13 protein-coding genes are annotated in these 15,936 nt (G+C 74.7%); 11 read left to right on the top strand and 2 right to left on the bottom strand.

Annotated elements, in window-relative coordinates; genetic code table 11:
• Positions 1-21 precede the first annotated feature (21 nt).
• Positions 22-2,580, top strand: a complete 2,559-nt coding sequence (locus ADEH_RS00305) for a penicillin-binding protein 1A (protein WP_011419118.1) — start codon at positions 22-24, stop codon at positions 2,578-2,580.
• 164 nt (positions 2,581-2,744) lie between these two features.
• Entirely contained in the window at positions 2,745-4,811 is a 2,067-nt protein-coding gene (locus ADEH_RS00310) for a methyl-accepting chemotaxis protein (protein WP_011419119.1), read from the top strand.
• 141 nt (positions 4,812-4,952) lie between these two features.
• On the opposite strand, the gene ADEH_RS00315 is transcribed toward ADEH_RS00310, so the two are convergent.
• Positions 4,953-5,393, bottom strand: coding sequence for an EVE domain-containing protein (locus ADEH_RS00315; protein ID WP_041453231.1), 441 nt, complete (start codon positions 5,391-5,393; stop codon positions 4,953-4,955).
• Positions 5,394-5,488: 95 nt separating this feature from the next.
• Between ADEH_RS00315 and ADEH_RS00320 the strand changes: the two genes are divergently transcribed.
• The 6 genes from ADEH_RS00320 (at position 5,489) to ADEH_RS00345 (ending at position 9,257) form a co-directional block, all read left to right on the top strand.
• Entirely contained in the window at positions 5,489-5,929 is a 441-nt protein-coding gene (locus ADEH_RS00320; protein ID WP_011419121.1) for a Sec-independent protein translocase subunit TatA/TatB, read from the top strand.
• Between the two features lie 6 nt (positions 5,930-5,935).
• Positions 5,936-6,748, top strand: coding sequence for a twin-arginine translocase subunit TatC (gene tatC, locus ADEH_RS00325; RefSeq protein WP_011419122.1), 813 nt, complete (start codon positions 5,936-5,938; stop codon positions 6,746-6,748).
• A gap of 80 nt (positions 6,749-6,828) precedes the next feature.
• Positions 6,829-7,026: a hypothetical protein gene (locus ADEH_RS00330; protein ID WP_012524148.1), complete on the top strand. Its 198-nt coding sequence runs from the start codon at positions 6,829-6,831 to the stop codon at positions 7,024-7,026.
• A gap of 16 nt (positions 7,027-7,042) precedes the next feature.
• On the top strand, positions 7,043-8,239 hold the full coding sequence (locus ADEH_RS00335) for an acetyl-CoA C-acetyltransferase (RefSeq protein WP_011419123.1): 1,197 nt from the start codon (positions 7,043-7,045) through the stop codon (positions 8,237-8,239).
• A gap of 73 nt (positions 8,240-8,312) precedes the next feature.
• The gene (locus ADEH_RS00340) at positions 8,313-8,510 is read left to right on the top strand and encodes a hypothetical protein (RefSeq protein ID WP_011419124.1); all 198 of its coding nucleotides are present in this window, start codon (positions 8,313-8,315) and stop codon (positions 8,508-8,510) included.
• A gap of 6 nt (positions 8,511-8,516) precedes the next feature.
• Positions 8,517-9,257 carry a rhomboid family intramembrane serine protease gene (locus ADEH_RS00345; protein ID WP_011419125.1) on the top strand — a complete coding sequence of 247 codons (741 nt, stop codon included), beginning with the start codon at positions 8,517-8,519 and terminating at the stop codon, positions 9,255-9,257.
• Positions 9,258-9,282: 25 nt separating this feature from the next.
• On the opposite strand, the gene ADEH_RS00350 is transcribed toward ADEH_RS00345, so the two are convergent.
• The gene (locus ADEH_RS00350) at positions 9,283-12,357 is read right to left on the bottom strand and encodes a DUF6982 domain-containing protein (RefSeq protein ID WP_011419126.1); all 3,075 of its coding nucleotides are present in this window, start codon (positions 12,355-12,357) and stop codon (positions 9,283-9,285) included.
• A gap of 127 nt (positions 12,358-12,484) precedes the next feature.
• On the opposite strand from ADEH_RS00350, the gene ADEH_RS00355 reads away from it, so the two are divergent.
• The 3 genes from ADEH_RS00355 (at position 12,485) to ADEH_RS00365 (ending at position 15,929) form a co-directional block, all read left to right on the top strand.
• Complete coding sequence (locus tag ADEH_RS00355) at positions 12,485-14,431, top strand: YgiQ family radical SAM protein (RefSeq protein WP_011419127.1); 1,947 nt, start codon at positions 12,485-12,487, stop codon at positions 14,429-14,431.
• Positions 14,432-14,491: 60 nt separating this feature from the next.
• On the top strand, positions 14,492-15,103 hold the full coding sequence (locus ADEH_RS00360) for a DUF2059 domain-containing protein (protein WP_011419128.1): 612 nt from the start codon (positions 14,492-14,494) through the stop codon (positions 15,101-15,103).
• Between the two features lie 82 nt (positions 15,104-15,185).
• Positions 15,186-15,929 (top strand): SGNH/GDSL hydrolase family protein, encoded by a 744-nt coding sequence (locus ADEH_RS00365; protein ID WP_011419129.1) that lies wholly within the window; start codon positions 15,186-15,188, stop codon positions 15,927-15,929.
• Positions 15,930-15,936: the final 7 nt, after the last annotated feature.

Here is a 15,936-nt window from a genome sequence, read left to right on the forward strand (position 1 = left end):
ACGCATAGATTCGGCCACCCCATGAGCGAGCCCGGCGAACCCCACAAGCCGCCCGAGGAGCCCTCCTCGCGCGTGGTCCTCGACGGGCTGCCGCCCGAGCGCCCGCTGCGCCGGCGGCTCCTCCGCTGGGGGCTGTTCGCCGGGATCGCGGCGGTGAACGCCGCGGTCGTGGCCGCGGTGGTGGGCTGGTTCGTGTTCTCGCGCGGCCTGCCGGACGTCCCCACGCTGGAGCAGTACCGCCCGCCCATCATCACCGAGATGATCTCGGCCGACGGTCAGATCGCGGGCGAGTTCTTCGTGGAGCGCCGCAAGGTCGTCCCCTACGCGCGCATCCCGAAGCGTGTCATCCAGGCGTTCATCGCCTCGGAGGACAAGAACTTCTTCGAGCACGGCGGCATCGACCTGCTCGGCACGCTCCGCGCCGCGGTGAAGACCTACGTGCTCCGCTCGCGCATCCAGGGCGCGTCCACGCTCACGCAGCAGACCGCCAAGGCGCTCCTCATCAGCGCCGAGGGGTTCGAGCGCGGCACCGAGCGCAGCCTGCGCCGCAAGATCCGCGAGCTGATCCTGGCGCGGCGCCTCGAGGCGCGGTTCACGAAGGAGCAGATCCTCTGGATCTACCTGAACGGCGTGTACCTCGGGCACCACAGCTACGGGGTGCAGTCGGCCGCGGAGAACTACTACCGGAAGAACGTCGAGGACCTGACGCTGGAGGAGGCGGCGCTCATCGCCGGGCTGCCGCAGGCGCCCTCGCGCTACTCGCCGTTCTCGCGGCCCGAGGCGGCCGCGGAGCGGCGGCGCTACGTGCTGCGCCGCATGGCCGAGGAGGGGATGATCACCGAGGCCGAGCGGCGCAGCGCCGAGAAGGCCGAGGTGAAGGTCTTCGGCGTGGACGACGTGTTCCGCGAGACCGCGCCGTTCTACGTGGAGACGGTGCGGCGGCAGGTGGTGGACCGCTACGGCAACGAGCGGCTGCTGCACGACGGGCTGCGGGTCGAGATGGCGATGGACCTCGAGAAGCAGCGCGCCGCGCAGGCGGCGGTGCTGAAGGGGCTCGTCGAGGTGGACCAGCGGCAGGGCTACACCGGGCCGGTCGCGAAGGTGGCCGGCGCGGAGCGGACCGCGCTCGCCGCGCGGCTCGCGAAGGCCTGGCCGAAGGGCACGCTGCGGCCCGGCGACCACTGCGTCGGCATCGTGGACCGGGTGGACGACAAGGCGGGCGTCGTCGAGGTGGAGGTGGGCGAGACGCGCGGCGTGCTGCCCATCTCCGGCATGCGCTGGGCGCGCCGGCCGAACCCGGTGGTGTCCTACGCCGACGCGCTCCTCTCCCGGCCGTCGAGCGCGCTCCACGCCGGCGACGTGGTGGTGCTGAAGCGCGTCGAGCGCGCCGAGCTGCAGAAGAAGGAGGCGCAGCTCGGGGTGGGCCGGCCGAAGGACGTGCCCGAGGCCCCGGTGCTGTTCTCGCTCCAGCAGGACCCCACGCTGCAGGGGGCGCTGGTCGCGGTCGATCCCGGGACGGCGTACGTCACCGCCATGGTGGGCGGCTACGACTTCGAGGCGTCCGAGTTCAACCGCGCGTTCCAGGCCTGCCGCCAGCCGGGCTCGGCGTTCAAGCCGGTCGTCTACTCGGCCGCGGTGGAGAAGCTCGACTACACGCCGGCGACGATCCTCACCGACGCGCCCATCGTGTTCCGCGACGACGAGTCGAGCTGGAAGCCGCAGAACTACGGCGAGGACTTCAAGGGCGACGTCACCCTGCGCACCGCGCTCGTCAACTCGATGAACATCCCGGCGGTGAAGACCGCCGAGGCGCTCAACGCGAAGCTCGGGCCGGCGGGCCTGGGCGACTGGGCGAAGACGCTCGGGATCACCACGCCGGTGAAGCAGGAGCTGGGGAGCGCGCTCGGCTCGTCCTGCGTGACGCCGTGGGAGCTCACCAACGTGTACGCGCTGTTCGCGCGGTACGGCGAGAAGCGCCCCAGCACGTTCGTGAAGCGGGTGCTGGACCGGGACGGGCGCGTGCTCGAGGACCACGCCGACTACCGCGACCCGTGGGTCGGGCTCGACGAGCGGCTGGCGGGCGCGGTGGCCGAGGTGACGCGCCCGCGCGAGCAGGTGATGGACCCGCGCAGCGCCTACATCCTGGTGCGGCTGATGCGCGAGGTGGCGACGGTCGGCACCGGCGCGCGCGCCGCGGCGCTCGGGAAGCCGGCGGCGGGCAAGACCGGCACCACCAACGACTCGTTCGACACCTGGTTCATGGGGTTCACCCGCGACCTCGCCACCGGCGTGTGGCTCGGCTACGACGTGAACGTCACGCCGCTCGGCCGCTACGAGACCGGCGGCCACGCCGCGCTGCCCATCTGGCTCGACTTCATGTCGGCGGCGCTGAAGGGCCGGGCCCAGCCCGAGTTCGAGGCGCCGTCGGGGATCGTCGAGGTGCGGATCGACCCGGCCAGCGGCAAGGCCGTGGCGGACGGCGCCGGCGGCGTGCCCGAGCCGTTCAAGCAGGGGACCGAGCCCGTGCTCGCCGACGCCGAGAAGAAGCAGGTCGAGGTGCAGGACCTGTTCATGCAGTAGCTCACGCAGCGGTAGGACGCGGGGCCCGGCGGCGTGGGGGAAGGTGCGTCCGCCGCCCGCCGCGGCGCCGGCCGTTCCCTTGCCTCGATCCCGACCCACCGGTAGCATCGCGCCGAACCGCCGGAAAATCGCGTGCTTCAGCCCGCGCCGGCGAGAAGGGCCCGATGCGTCCAAAGCTCGCCCACCTCGGCGTGAAGCGGATCCTGTTCCTCTCCATCGCCGGCGCGCTGGCCATCGCCGGCGTGCTCACCTCGATCGCCGTGAACCGCGAGATCCACGTCGCGCTCGAGCGCGCCGCCGCGCACCGCGGGGAGGCCGACGCCCGCGTCTACGCCTCCGCGCTCGCGCCGGCGCTCGCGGCCGGCGACCCGGCGCGCATCGCGGCGCGCGTGGACGAGGACTGGGACGAGGAGTCGTTCGCGTACGTGGTGGTGGTCCGGGAGGACTGGTCCATCGCGGCCAGGCACCTCTCGCGCAACCTGGGCCGGAGCGCCGAGGAGGTGGTGGCGTGGCACCAGGCGGCGGGCGGCGCCGCGCAGCCCCAGGCGCCGGGCGTGCTCGCCTTCACGCGCCCGGTGGAGGGCGCGGCCGGCGGCGCGCGCGCCGGGTACGTGCTGCTCGGCCTCGACCGCGACCCGCTCGACGCGCAGGCCGGGCGCGCCGGCTGGTACATCTTCGCGCTGCTGGTGGGCGGCGGGATGGTGCTGGCCGGGCTCGTCTACGTGTTCGTCTCGCGGCTCGTGCTCCGGCCGCTCGACGAGATGAGCGCGGTGGCGCGCCGGGTCTCCGACTGCGACCTCACCGCCCGCTCCGCGCAGCTCGGCCCGGACGAGCTGGGGACGCTGGCCGAGTCGCTGAACCGGATCGGCGAGAACCTGGCCGCGACGCTCTCCCGCGTGCAGAACGTGACCGGCGGGGTGGCGACCGTCATCGACCGGATCTCGCGCACCGGCTCGGCGGTGTCCTCCGGCGCCGGCACCGTGTCGGCGCGGGTGGTGGACACCTCGTCGTCGATGAGCCAGATGATCTCGTCCTTGAAGGGCATCGCCGACAACGTCGAGGTGCTGGCCCAGAGCGCCGAGGAGTCCTCCTCGTCGATCCTGGAGATGGCCGCCACCAACGACGAGGTGGCCGAGAACATCCAGGCGCTGGCGGCCAGCGTGGAGGAGACCACCGCCGCGATCGAGCAGATGACCTACTCGATCAAGGAGGTGGCGAAGAACATCGAGGACCTGTCCGCCACCACCGAGGAGACGTCGTCCTCGATGAACGAGATGGACGTGTCCATCTCGCAGGTGGAGTCGAACGCGAACGAGACCGCGCGCCTCTCCGAGCAGGCGCAGCGCGACGCGGAGTCGGGGGCGGAGGCGCTCTCGCGCACGCTGCTCGGCATCGACAAGATCAAGGAGTCGTCCAAGGAGGCGGCCAGCGTCATCGAGGCGCTCGGCGCCAAGATCGCCGCCATCGGCAACATCCTCAACGTCATCGACGACGTGGCCGAGCAGACCAACCTGCTCGCGCTGAACGCCGCCATCCTGGCGGCGCAGTCGGGCGAGCACGGCAAGGGCTTCGCGGTGGTGGCCGACGAGATCAAGGACCTGGCCGAGCGCACCGGCGCGTCCACCAAGGAGATCTCCGAGCTCATCCGCGCGGTGCAGGACCAGTCGCGCAACGCCATCCAGGCGATGGACCGCGGCGTCCGCAACGTCGAGGAGGGCGTGCGGCTCGGGCAGGAGACCGAGACCGCCCTGAAGAAGATCCAGCAGTCGAGCCAGAAGTCCACGCAGATGGTGAAGGCCATCGCGCGGGCCACGCTCGAGCAGGCGCGCGGGTCGAAGCAGGTGACCATGGCCATCAACCGCATCGCCGAGACGGTGCAGCAGATCGCGAGCGCGACCGCCGAGCAGGCGCGCGGCTCCGAGCAGATCATGAAGAGCGCCGAGAAGATGAAGGCGATCACCAAGCACGTGGAGCGCTCGGCGCAGGAGCAGGCGCGCGGCTCGAAGCAGATCACCCGCGCCATCGAGTCGATCTCGGAGATGGTCCACCACCTGAACCGCGCCCAGAAGGAGCAGACCAAGGGCTCCGAGCAGGTGATGACGGCGGTGGTGCAGATCAAGCAGGTGGCCGAGGCGCAGACGCACTCGGTCCGCGACCTCGAGGCCGCGATCGTGGACCTCGCCTCGCAGGCGGAGGTGCTCCGCGGCGAGGTGAGGCGATTCAGGATTTAGCGGAACGGCGCGCAGATTGGCGCGCCCGCGGGGACCTTGCGCGAGCCCGCGGAGGCGGGCGCGCGAGGTCACGGGACCCGCGCAGCAGGAGTGGGGCCCCGACGGCTCTGCCGGCGGGGCGAGGGCGCAGCCCTCGTGGGATCAGAACCGCGCCTTGCGCCGCAGCCCGCCGGTGCGGGCGATGACGTCGGCGAGCGCGGCGAGGTCGCGCCACTCCGCCGGCGCGAGCGGCACCACCGACAGCCTGCCCTGCCTGAGCAGGACCGAGCCCTCGAACGCGGGCTCCAGCTTCAGCGCCTCGAGCGGCACGGGCGCCGGGAGCGGCTCGACCGCCTTCACGTCCACGCAGACCAGCTCGCCGCCGGCGGTCGGGTCGGGGTAGGCGGTCCGCACCACCTCGGCGATCCCCACCGCGCGCTTCTCGCCGGAGTGGTAGACGATCGCGCGATCGCCCGCCTTCATGGCCCGGAGGTTCGCCTGGGCCTGCGGGTTGGCGACGCCGGTCCACGGGGTGGTCCCATCGGCGACGAGGTCGGACCACGCGTAGGTGCCGGGCTCGGTCTTCAGCAGCCAGTAGGCCATGCGCGGGGACGTTAGGCGTGGCATGCTGCCGCCGCAACCGGATCCGTCCGGCGGCGGAAGCGTCCCGGTTTCCGCCGTGTTATAGGAACCGCCCTATGTTCGGTCTGTCCTTCGGCGAGATCGTGATCATCGCCGTCCTCGCCCTCATCCTGCTCGGGCCGGATCGCCTCCCGGAGGCGGCGAAGACCATCGGCAAGGGCCTGCGCCAGTTCAAGCAGGCCACGGACGATCTGAAGGACCAGATCGAGACCGAGATCTACAAGGACGACCGGAAGGTTGCGCGCCCCTCGCTGGTGCCGCCCGTCCCGAACCGCCCGGTCCCCGGTCCGGCCGGCCCGCCCCCCGCCGCCACCGCCGAGAACGTCCCCGGGCTGGAGGCGGCGCTGGTGGACGCCGAGCCGGCCGCGTCCGCGGTCGAGCCCGCCGCTGCCGCCGCCCAGCCCGCCGCGGTCGCCACCGCGCCGGCCCCGTCCCCGTCGCCCGAGCCGTCCGGCGAGGGCGCCCCGCCGCCCGGCACCGGCGGCACCGCCGCGTAGGCCCGCATGAGCGAAACCGTCCCGCAGCTGCCGCCGCCGCCGCCGCCGTCGCCGTCCCCCGAGCCCGAGGGCGAGGTGAAGCTCTCGTTCCTCGACCACCTGCGCGACCTGCGCGTCCGCATGGTGCGCGCGATGCTCGGCATCGCGATCGGGATGGGCCTCGTCGGCGGGTTCGTGCCCCAGATCGTGGATCACCTGATGAAGCCGGTGCGCGACGCGCTCCCGGCCGGCCGCCAGCAGCTCGTGTACACGAGCGCGATCGAGCCGATGATGGTCTACATCAAGGTGGCCATGTACGGCGGCGTCTTCGTCGCGGCCCCCTGGGTGCTGTGGCAGCTGTGGCTGTTCATCGCGCCCGGCCTCTACAAGCGCGAGAAGAAGGTCGTCTTCCCGTTCCTGTTCTGGGGGACGCTGCTCTTCTACCTGGGCGCGGTGTTCTGCTTCGAGCTCGTGATGCCGCAGGCGTTCCCGGCCATGCTGGCGTTCGCCGAGAGCGACACGCTCTCGCCGATGCTCTCCCTCTCGGAGCAGCTCTCGCTCGTGCTCGCCATGCTGCTCGGCTTCGGGGTGGTGTTCGAGGTCCCGGTGGTCATCGCGTTCCTGTCGATGATCGGCCTGGTGCAGTGGCGCACGCTCGCGAAGTACCGGCGCATCGCCATCATCGTGAACGTGATCGCGGCCGCGATCATCACGCCCACCGGCGACCCGCTCAACCTCGCCCTGATGGCCGTGCCGATGATCGTCTTCTACGAGGTGGGCATCGTGCTGGCCCGGATCCTCGGCAAGAAGCCCGCGCCCGACGCCGCCCCCGCGGCCTAGCGTCGCCCGGCCCCTGGCCCGGGCGGGCGCGGCGCCCCGGCGCGCTGTTCAGGGCCGCCGCCTGCGTCTAGCATCGGCGGATGCTCGTCTTCCAGTCGGTCGCGGCGCTGTTCGCGGTGTACATGCTCGCCCGCCACGCCCCGCGCGCGTACGCCGCGCTCCGCGGCCGCGCCGGCGACCGGGTGGGCGCGCTCGTGCCGGCCCTGAACGTGGCGCTGGCGCTCGCCATCCTGGTGGTGGCCGTGAAAGGCCTGGCGGGCGCGCTTATCTCGAGGTGACGCACCAGGAGGCGTGATGAACCGGGCCGGCCAGCAGGACGTGGTGTTCCTCGCCGCGAAGCGGACGCCCTTCGGGACGTTCGGCGGCGCCCTGAAGGACCTCAGCGCGACCGACCTCGCGGTCCACGCCGCGAAGGCGGCGATGGCGCAGGCCGGGGCGCCGCCCGCGGACTACGGCCACGTGGTGGTCGGGAACGTGGCCCAGACCTCGCCGGACGCCATCTACCTGGCGCGCCACGTGGGGCTCCGCGCCGGCCTGCCCGAGGGCGTCCCCGCGCTCACCGTGAACCGGCTGTGCGGCTCCGGCTTCGAGGCGGTCATCGAGGCGGCGCGGCTCGTCCACACCGGCGAGGCGGAGCTGGTGCTGGCCGGCGGCACCGAGTCGATGAGCCAGGCGCCGCTCGTGCTGCGCGGCACGCGCTTCGGCCACGCGTTCGGCAAGACCCCGCAGCTCGAGGACATGCTCTGGTCGGCGCTCACCGACACCTACGCCGGCATGCCCATGGCGCTCACCGCCGAGAAGCTGGCCGAGACGCACCGGATCGGGCAGGACGCGGTGGACGAGCTCGCGGTGGCCTCGCAGCGGCGCTGGGCCGCCGCGGACGAGGCCGGGCGCTTCCGCGAGGAGCTGGCGCCGGTGGAGCTCCCGTCGCGCAAGGGGACGGTCCGGTTCGAGAAGGACGAGCACCCGCGCCCCGGCACCACGCTGGAGGGGCTGCGGAAGCTCCCGAAGGTGTTCAAGGCCGACGGCGTCATCCACGCCGGCGCGGCGAGCGGGATCGCCGACGGCGCGGGGATGCTGGTGGTGGCCTCGCGCGCCTACGCGGAGCGCCGCGGGCTCCGGCCGCTGGGACGGCTGGTGAACTGGGGCCACGCCGGCGTGGACCCCACCGTGATGGGCATCGGCCCGGTGCCGGCGGTCCGGAACGCGCTCGCGCGCGCCGGCGCCACGCTCTCCGACCTCGACCTGTTCGAGGTCAACGAGGCGTTCGCGCCGCAGTACCTGGCGGTGGAGCAGGAGCTGGGGCTGCCGCGCGACCGGACCAACGTGGACGGCGGCGCCATCGCGCTCGGCCACCCGCTCGCCGCGAGCGGGGCCCGGATCACCATGCACCTGCTCTACGAGCTGCGGCGCCGCGGCGCCCGGGCCGGCATCGGCTCGGCCTGCATCGGCGGCGGCCAGGGGGTGGCGGTCATCCTGGAGCCGCTCTAGCGGTGCCTCATTCTTGCCCCCGCACGGAGGGGACGATAGGGTCCCCGAGGGTCCGCGGCGAGGAGGGGCGACGATGACGAGCTTCACCGGCGTGAAGGTCTTCTCGACGACGCTGGCGCGCGATCGCGACGCCATGGGCGAGACGATCACGCGCTGGCTCGCCGGCAACCCCGAGCTCGAGGTGGTGAGCCACGAGGTCCGGCAGAGCTCGGACAAGGAGTTCCACTGCCTCACCATCACCCTCTTCTACCGGGAGAGGAAGAAGGGCTAGGACCGCGTGCGCAGCAGACGGAGCCCCGACCTCGGCAGCGCGTTCACCTTCGGCGGCCGCATCCCCTCCGGGCTGGGGCTGCTGCTCGTCCTCATCCTGGTCGCGACCGTCGGCTCCTGGGTGACGCGCGACGACGCCTGGGCCGCGCTGGTGCCGGGCCTGGTGCTGCGCGGGCAGGTGTGGCGGCTCGTCTCCTGGGCCTTCGTGCAGAGCGACCCGCTCACGCTGCTGTTCGGCGGGTTCATGCTCTACTCCATCGGCCAGCAGCTCGCGTTCACCTGGAGCGAGCGGCGCCTGGTCGGCACCTTCCTCGGCCTCGCCGCCGGGGCGACCGCGGTCACGGTGATCGCGGCGCTGCTCTGGTTCCCAGCCGACCGGCCGCACCTCGGCCTGTGGCCGGTGGTGAACGCGCTCCTGCTCATGTGGGCGATGCTCTACCCGGATCGCCAGGTGAGCATCTGGGGCGTGCTCCCGCTCACCGGGAAGACGCTGGCGCTGCTGGTCGTGTTCGGGACGGTGCTGTACGGCCTGGCCGGCGGCGGGCTCCCGGGGCTGGGCGCGTTCGTGCCGCACTTCGCGGCGCTCGCGCTGGGCTTCGCGCTGTCGCGCGGCGGCCGCATGCCGACGCGGCGCTGGAAGCTGCAGGCGCGCGAGTGGTGGGCGGAGCGCGAGTTCCGCCGGCGGTCCAAGCACCTCAAGGTGATCGGCAAGGACGGCAAGGGCGAGCCGCCCCGCTGGATGAACTGATCCGCGGCGCGGGCGCGCCCGGCCGTCAGCTCACCGCCACCTGCCGCACCGCCGAGCGGTAGATCCAGATCCGCGCGGTGCTGGTGCGCGTGTCCGCCGGGACCATGAAGAAGCCGGGCCCGTCCTCGCGGTAGTCGGGGCTGAACCCGGCCACCTGCCGGCCGTCGCGGAACGTGACGCGCACGCGCTTCCCCTCCGCCGCCGGCGCGGCCTCGCCCGGCGCCAGCATGAAGAAGATCGCCTTCACCTTGTCGGTGGGGATCCGCTCGGGGAGCGGCCCCTGCGCGACGAGGTCCAGCGCGGGCGCGTCCAGCGCCGCGTCCTCGATCACGCCGCGCCTCACCAGCCCCTCGAGCGTGTGGATCACCACCCGGTGCGCGCCGGGCACCTCCCACCCGCCGGGCGGCGGGGGCGCCGCCTCGACCACCGGCGGCGGCGTGAACGAGACCTCCTCGACCGGCAGCGGCTCGAGGTCCGGGGCGGGGATCGATGCGGCCGCGGCAGGCGCCGGCGCCGGCACGCCGGCGTCCTCCGGCCCGGGGGCCGGCTCGGGCACCGGCGCCGCGACCGCCGCCTCCGCGAGCGGCGGCGCGCCGGGCTCGACGTCGCCGGCGACCTCGTCGGGCGGCAGCGGCACCAGCTCGTCCGCCGGGATCTCCTCGAGGATGTCCTCGCCGTCGAGCGTGGGCAGGTCGTCCGCGTCCGGCGGCGGCACCGCGGCCAGCTCGGCGAGGTCGGCGAGGTCGGCGAGCTCGGCAGGCTCGACGCTGGCGTCCTGGGAGGACACCTCTGCGCCGAGCAGGTCGTCGATGGCGGGCGGCGGCTCGGCGCCGGCATCGAGCAGCGCGCCGGCGAGCGACGCCGCGGCGTCGGGCGCGGCCTCCGCCACGGCGTCGGGCGCCGGCGCGGCCGGCCCGTCCAGCTCGAGCGGCGGCAGCGCCTCCGCGGCCTCGGCCAGGAGCGCCGAGGGGTCGGCGGCCTCGATCGGCGCGTCGGCGACGTCGCGCTCGACGTCGGCCATGCCCGCGCCCCACCGGGACGGCTCCAGCTCGAGCGCGGGCGCCGCGCCGGCGTCCCACGCCGGGAGCTCCGCCTCCGGCTCGGGCCCGGCGAGCGGCTCCGCCTGCGGGCCGACGTCACCCAGCGTGAATGGCGCGGGCGCCTCCGTCGGCGCCTCCGCCGCGGCCCACGCGTCGGCGTCCTCGCCCAGCTCGCCCGCGGCGAAGTCGAGCGCGGAGAGGTCGCGGCCGCCGGCCGGCTCCGGGTCCGGCTCGCGGAGCGCGAAGGGATCCTCGCCGGCCGCGATCCCGGCGCCGGCCGCCGGCTCCGCCAGCTCGGCCAGCTCGAGCGTGGGATCGACCGGCGCGCCGAGGTCGAGCGTCGGCTCGAGCGCGAGCGGCTCGCCGTCCTCGCCCGCCGCGCCCATCTCCTCGGGGACCGCGAGCGGCTCGGGCGCGGGCTCCACCGGCAGCTCGCCGGCGAGGTCCAGGCCCCCGGCATCGCCCGCGTCCGCGGGCGGCGCGTCCCAGGGCGGCAACTCGGCCTCCCTCGCCCACTCGGGCACGGTGGCCTCGGCGGCGGCGTCGAACGAGCCGCCCGACTCGAGCTCGAACCCCTGGTCGAGCGCCACCTCCTCCGCCCAGCCGGCCTCTGCCGCCGGCTCCGCGCCGGCGGTCGCGAGCTCGAGCGCGCCCTCCTCCGGCGGCGCGGCGAAGCCGCTCGTGTCGTCGTACTCGCCGAGCTCCGGCGGGGCGCCGGGCGGGAGCGGCTCCGGCGCCGGCTCGGCGCCGAGGCCCTCCGGCGAGAGCGCCACCGGGGCGGCGCCGGCCTCGTCGTACTCGCCCAGGACGGCACCCTCGGGCGCGGGCGGCGGCGGCGCGGTCACCTCCCAGCCGTCGGGCGGCAGCGCGGCGGCGTCGCCGCCGGCGAGCGGCGCGGGGAGCTCGGCGGAGGGATCCCCCTCGAGCGCCATCGCGTCCGCCGAGAGCGGCTCCAGCTCCTCGATCATCGCCTCGGTGGCGAGGTCCACGGTCTCCGGCTCGTCGGCCGGCGTGGTCCACGCCTCGTCCGCGGGAGCGGCGTCCGACCGCGGCGACTCGACGGGCGGCGGCGGCTCGGGGGCGCCGAACGTGGCGGTGGCGTCCGGGTTCCACGCCGGCTGCGCGGCGTCCGCGTCGTAGGCCGGCGCGTTCGGATCCCAGGCCTGCGGGGCGTTGGGGTCGTACGGCTGCGCGTTCGGATCCCAGGCCTGCGCGGCGCTGGGGTCGTAGGGCTGCGCGTTGGGGTCCCAGGCCTGCGCGGCGCTGGGGTCGTACGGCTGCGCGTTCGGATCCCAGGCCTGCGGGGCGTTCGGGTCGTACGGCTGCGCGTTGGGATCCCAGGCCTGCGCGGCGTTGGGGTCGTACGGCTGCGCGTTCGGATCCCAGGCCTGCGGGGCGTTGGGGTCGTACGGCTGCGCGTTCGGATCCCAGGCCTGCGGGGCGTTGGGGTCGTACGGCTGCGCGTTCGGATCCCAGGCCTGCGCGGCGTTCGGATCGTACGGCTGCGCGTTCGGATCCCAGGCCTGCGCGGCGTTGGGATCGTATGGCTGCGCGTTCGGATCCCAGGCCTGCGGGGCGTTCGGGTCGTACGGCTGCGCGTTGGGATCCCAGGCCTGCGCGGCGTTGGGATCGTACGGCTGGGCGTTCGGATCCCAGCCCTCCGCCGCCGCAGGCGCGGCGGGCTGCTCGGCGGCATCCCACGCCGGCGCCTCCGGCGCGTCCACCTCCAGCGCCTCGAACGGCTGGCCCTCGAACGCGTCCGCCAGCCCGGCGTCGGGGGCGACGTCCTCGAAGAGCGGCTCCGGCCCGGCCTCGGCGGCGGGCGGCTCCGGCGGCGCCTCGGCGGGCGCGCGGCGGAGCCCGGCCGGCTCGAGCGACGCCCGAAGCCGCTCGGCCGCGGCGCCGACGTCGAAGCCCGAACCCGGCCCGGCCTGCAGCTCGGGCTCGACCAGGTCGCGCAGCTCGGCGTGCCGCCGCTCCTCCTCGGCGGTCAGCCCCTCGGAGAGGCGCTTCCGGTCGAGCTGGCGGAACTCCTTCAGTGCGCTGCGCGGATCGGGCATGTGCGGTGTACCGCCGGTGGGCGTGGGGCCGGCGCTCCGGAGGGCCGGATGATACCTCCGCTCCCCGTCCGCTCAAAGGCGAGGGCGGCTTGCTTTCCCGAGGCCCGGCGGCCATCTATGTGCGCCGATGGCCCGACTTCCCGTGCTCCAGGGCGACCGCGCCCGCCGCTCCGCGCCGCCCGGCCCGGAGGCGTTCCTGCCCATGTCCCCGGAGCACCTGCGGGCGCGCGGCTGGGACGGGCTGGACGTGCTCCTGGTGAGCGGCGACGCCTACGTCGATCACCCGAGCTTCGGCGCGGCGGTGATCGGGCGCGTCCTGGAGGCGGCCGGCTACAAGGTGGGCGTCGTGGCGCAGCCGGACTGGCGCTCGACCGCCGAGCTCCTGCGGCTGGGCCGTCCGCGGCTGTTCGTGGGGATCACCTCGGGTGCGATGGACTCGATGGTGAACCACTACACCGCCCACAAGCGGCGGCGCTCCGACGACGCGTACACGCCCGCCGGCGCCGCCGGCAGGCGGCCGGATCGCGCCACCACCGTGTACGCCCGCCTGGCGCGCGAGGCGTTCGGGCCCACCACGCCCATCGTGCTCGGCGGCATCGAGGCGTCGCTCCGCCGCATCGCCCACTACGACTACTGGGACGACCGGATCCTGCCCTCGGTGCTGGTCCCGTCCGGCGCCGACCTGCTCGTCTACGGCCAGGGCGAGAAGCCCATCCTCGAGATCGCCCGCCGCCTCGCCTCGGGCGAGGACATCTGCGGCCTCACCGACGTGCCCGGCACCGCGCTCGCCGTGCCCGACCTCGCCATGGCGATGCTGGAGGGGCGCGACCGCGAGGTGCTGGAGCTGCCCCCCTACGAGGAGATCGTCCTCGACAAGCGCCGCTTCGCCGAGTTCAGCCGGCTCTACCACCTCGAGCACAACGAGGCGAACGCGCGCATCCTGGTGCAGCGCCACGGCCGCGGGCCGGCGCTGCGCCACGTGGTGGTGAACCCGCCCATGCGGCCGCCCTCCACCGAGGAGCTGGACCGGATCGCCGAGCTGCCCTACGTCCGCGAGGCCCACCCGGCGTACGGCGGCGCGCACATCCCGGCGCTCGAGCAGATCCGCTGGTCGGTCCAGATCCTGCGCGGGTGCGCGGCCGGCTGCGCGTTCTGCTGCATCACCGAGCACCAGGGGCGCGACATCGCCAGCCGCTCCGAGGCGAGCGTGCTGCGCGAGATCGCGACGCTCGCGAGCAAGGAGAGCTTCCGCGGCACCGTCACCGACGTGGGCGGCGCCACCGCCAACATGTGGCGGATGGAGTGCACCAGCGAGGAGGCGCACGCCGCCTGCCGCCGCGCGAGCTGCGTGTACCCGAGCGTCTGCCAGTTCTTCTCGGTGGACCACGGCCCGCTCGTGGACCTGTACGAGAAGGCGCGGAAGGTGCCCGGCGTGAAGCACGTGTTCGTCGGCTCCGGCGTCCGCTACGACCTCGCCCAGGCCGACGAGAAGAACGGCGCGCGCTACCTCGAGGCGCTCGTCGCGAACCACGTGTCCGGCCAGCTCAAGGTCGCGCCCGAGCACGTCTGCGAGCCGGTGCTGAAGGTGATGAAGAAGCCCGGCGTCGAGTCGTTCGAGCGCTTCCGCAAGGACTTCGAGCGCTACACGAGGAAGGCCGGCAAGGAGCAGTACCTCGTCCCGTACTTCATCTCCTCGCACCCGGGCGCGTCGCTGGAGGAGGCGGCGGATCTCATGGAGTACCTGCAGGCGAACCGCTGGAAGCCGCAGCAGGTGCAGGACTTCATGCCCACGCCCATGACGCTCGCCTCGGACATCTTCTGGTCGGGCTACCACCCGATGACCGGCAAGCCGGTGCACGTGACCCGGGACATGGAGGAGAAGCGCATGCAGAAGGCGCTCCTCCGCTGGGGCGATCCGGCCAACCGGCCGCTCGTCGAGAAGGCGCTCCGGAAGATCGGCCGGCTGAAGCCGGGCGAGCGGCTCGGCCCGGGGATGCGCCCGGCGCGGCGCGGCGGCGGGAGGTCCCGGCCCGGCGCGCGGGGCGGCCCCGGTCCCGGCCGCGGCCCGCGCTAGGGGGAGGCGGCCACGCCGGCGGCGCTCTCACGCGGCGTCCCGGATGTGGTAGGGTCCCGCATGCCCCAGACCCGCCCCATCCTCGCCGCCGCCCTCCTGTCCCTCGGGATCGCCCAGGCCGCCCGCGCCGCGGATCCCGCGCCGGCCCCGGCCAAGCCCGCCGCCACGCCCGCCCCCGCCGCGAAGCCGTCGCCCACCGCGATGGACCTGGCGCGCACGCTCGCCACGCAGGAGACGTGGAAGCGCGGGATGGACGGGCTCACGCAGTCCGTCGTCGGCCAGTTCCGCGGCCACCCCGGCTCCGAGCTGAGCATGCCGAAGGACTTCCAGGCGAAGGCGCGCACCGAGATCGAGGCGCTGCTCCCGTACGAGGAGCTGGTGAACATCCACGCCCGCCAGCTCTCGGCCGCGTACGGCGAGGCCGAGATGAAGGACCTGCTCGCGTTCTACAAGTCGCCGCTCGGGCAGAAGACGCTGAAGGCCATGCCCGAGGTGCAGGAGAAGGTGGCGGTGGAGACGCAGCAGCGGATCGAGCCGAAGCTGCCGCAGGTCATGCAGAAGCTCGCGAAGGACGTGAAGCCGCCCGCGGGCGGCGCGAAGGCGCCCTCGAACCCGCACGGCGCCGCGCCGGCCAAGGCCGCGCCCGCGAAGCCGGCGCAGCCCAAGAAGTAGCGCGCCGTCGCCGGGCGAACCCGGGCGGGCGGCCGGGCGCTCCCCCGCTCCCGCGCCGGCCCGCGGTGGCTACCTTCACCGCGTGACCCCGCCGCCCCCCCTCCGCGCCGGGCGCCTCGTGCGCCCGGCGGTCGCGCTCGCCGTGTTCCTCGCCGCCGGCGCCGCCCCCCGTGCCGCGCCGGCCCCGCTCGTCTACGTCGCGCTCGGCGACTCCACCGCCGCCGGGCAGGGCGGCGGCCCGGGCGGCGGCTACCCGCCGCGCCTGGCCCGCCGGCTCGAGGGGGCGGGGCTCGCGGTGAAGCTCGTGAACCTGGGCGTCCCGGGCGCGACCGCCGCCGACCTGCGCCGCGATCAGCTCCCGCGCGCCCTCGAGGCGGGCCCCGGCCTCGTCACGGTCGGCATCGGGATCAACGACCTCGTGCAGGGGCGGCCGCTCCGCGACTTCGCGCGCGACCTCGAGGTGGTGGCGGACTTCCTCCGGCACACGCGCGCCGTGGTGGTGATCTCCAGCCTGCCCGACCTGGGCGACTCGCCGTCGGCCGAGGGCGCGCCCGCGGCGCTCCTGCGCCGGCTCGACCAGTACAACGCCGCCATCGCGCGGGTGGCGGAGCGGCACGGGTTCCTGGTGGCGGACGCGTTCGGCGAGACGCGACGGACCGTGAAGCGGCTCGGCCCCGCGGCGGTGTTCGCCGGCGACGGCTTCCACCCGTCGGCGGCCGGCTACGACGCCTGGGCCGAGGCGCTGTGGGGGCCGGTGGAGCGGGCGCTCGGCGCGCGGCTGCAGGGCCGCCGGCCTCCCGCGCCGGCCGCGGCCGGGCGGCCGTGACGCCGCC

The organism is Anaeromyxobacter dehalogenans 2CP-C, assembly GCF_000013385.1.
GTDB classification, from domain to species: Bacteria; Myxococcota; Myxococcia; order Myxococcales; family Anaeromyxobacteraceae; genus Anaeromyxobacter; species Anaeromyxobacter dehalogenans_B.

What these genes read in the sequence shown, in the direction of transcription:
- ADEH_RS00305 (WP_011419118.1), top strand. Translation starts at nt 22, where the DNA reads ATGAGCGAGCCCGGCGAACCCCACAAGCCGCCCGAGGAGCCCTCCTCG.
- ADEH_RS00310 (WP_011419119.1), top strand. Translation starts at nt 2,745, where the DNA reads ATGCGTCCAAAGCTCGCCCACCTCGGCGTGAAGCGGATCCTGTTCCTC.
- ADEH_RS00315 (WP_041453231.1), bottom strand. Translation starts at nt 5,393, where the DNA reads ATGGCCTACTGGCTGCTGAAGACCGAGCCCGGCACCTACGCGTGGTCC.
- ADEH_RS00320 (WP_011419121.1), top strand. Translation starts at nt 5,489, where the DNA reads ATGTTCGGTCTGTCCTTCGGCGAGATCGTGATCATCGCCGTCCTCGCC.
- tatC (WP_011419122.1), top strand. Translation starts at nt 5,936, where the DNA reads ATGAGCGAAACCGTCCCGCAGCTGCCGCCGCCGCCGCCGCCGTCGCCG.
- ADEH_RS00330 (WP_012524148.1), top strand. Translation starts at nt 6,829, where the DNA reads ATGCTCGTCTTCCAGTCGGTCGCGGCGCTGTTCGCGGTGTACATGCTC.
- ADEH_RS00335 (WP_011419123.1), top strand. Translation starts at nt 7,043, where the DNA reads ATGAACCGGGCCGGCCAGCAGGACGTGGTGTTCCTCGCCGCGAAGCGG.
- ADEH_RS00340 (WP_011419124.1), top strand. Translation starts at nt 8,313, where the DNA reads ATGACGAGCTTCACCGGCGTGAAGGTCTTCTCGACGACGCTGGCGCGC.
- ADEH_RS00350 (WP_011419126.1), bottom strand. Translation starts at nt 12,357, where the DNA reads ATGCCCGATCCGCGCAGCGCACTGAAGGAGTTCCGCCAGCTCGACCGG.
- ADEH_RS00355 (WP_011419127.1), top strand. Translation starts at nt 12,485, where the DNA reads ATGGCCCGACTTCCCGTGCTCCAGGGCGACCGCGCCCGCCGCTCCGCG.
- ADEH_RS00360 (WP_011419128.1), top strand. Translation starts at nt 14,492, where the DNA reads ATGCCCCAGACCCGCCCCATCCTCGCCGCCGCCCTCCTGTCCCTCGGG.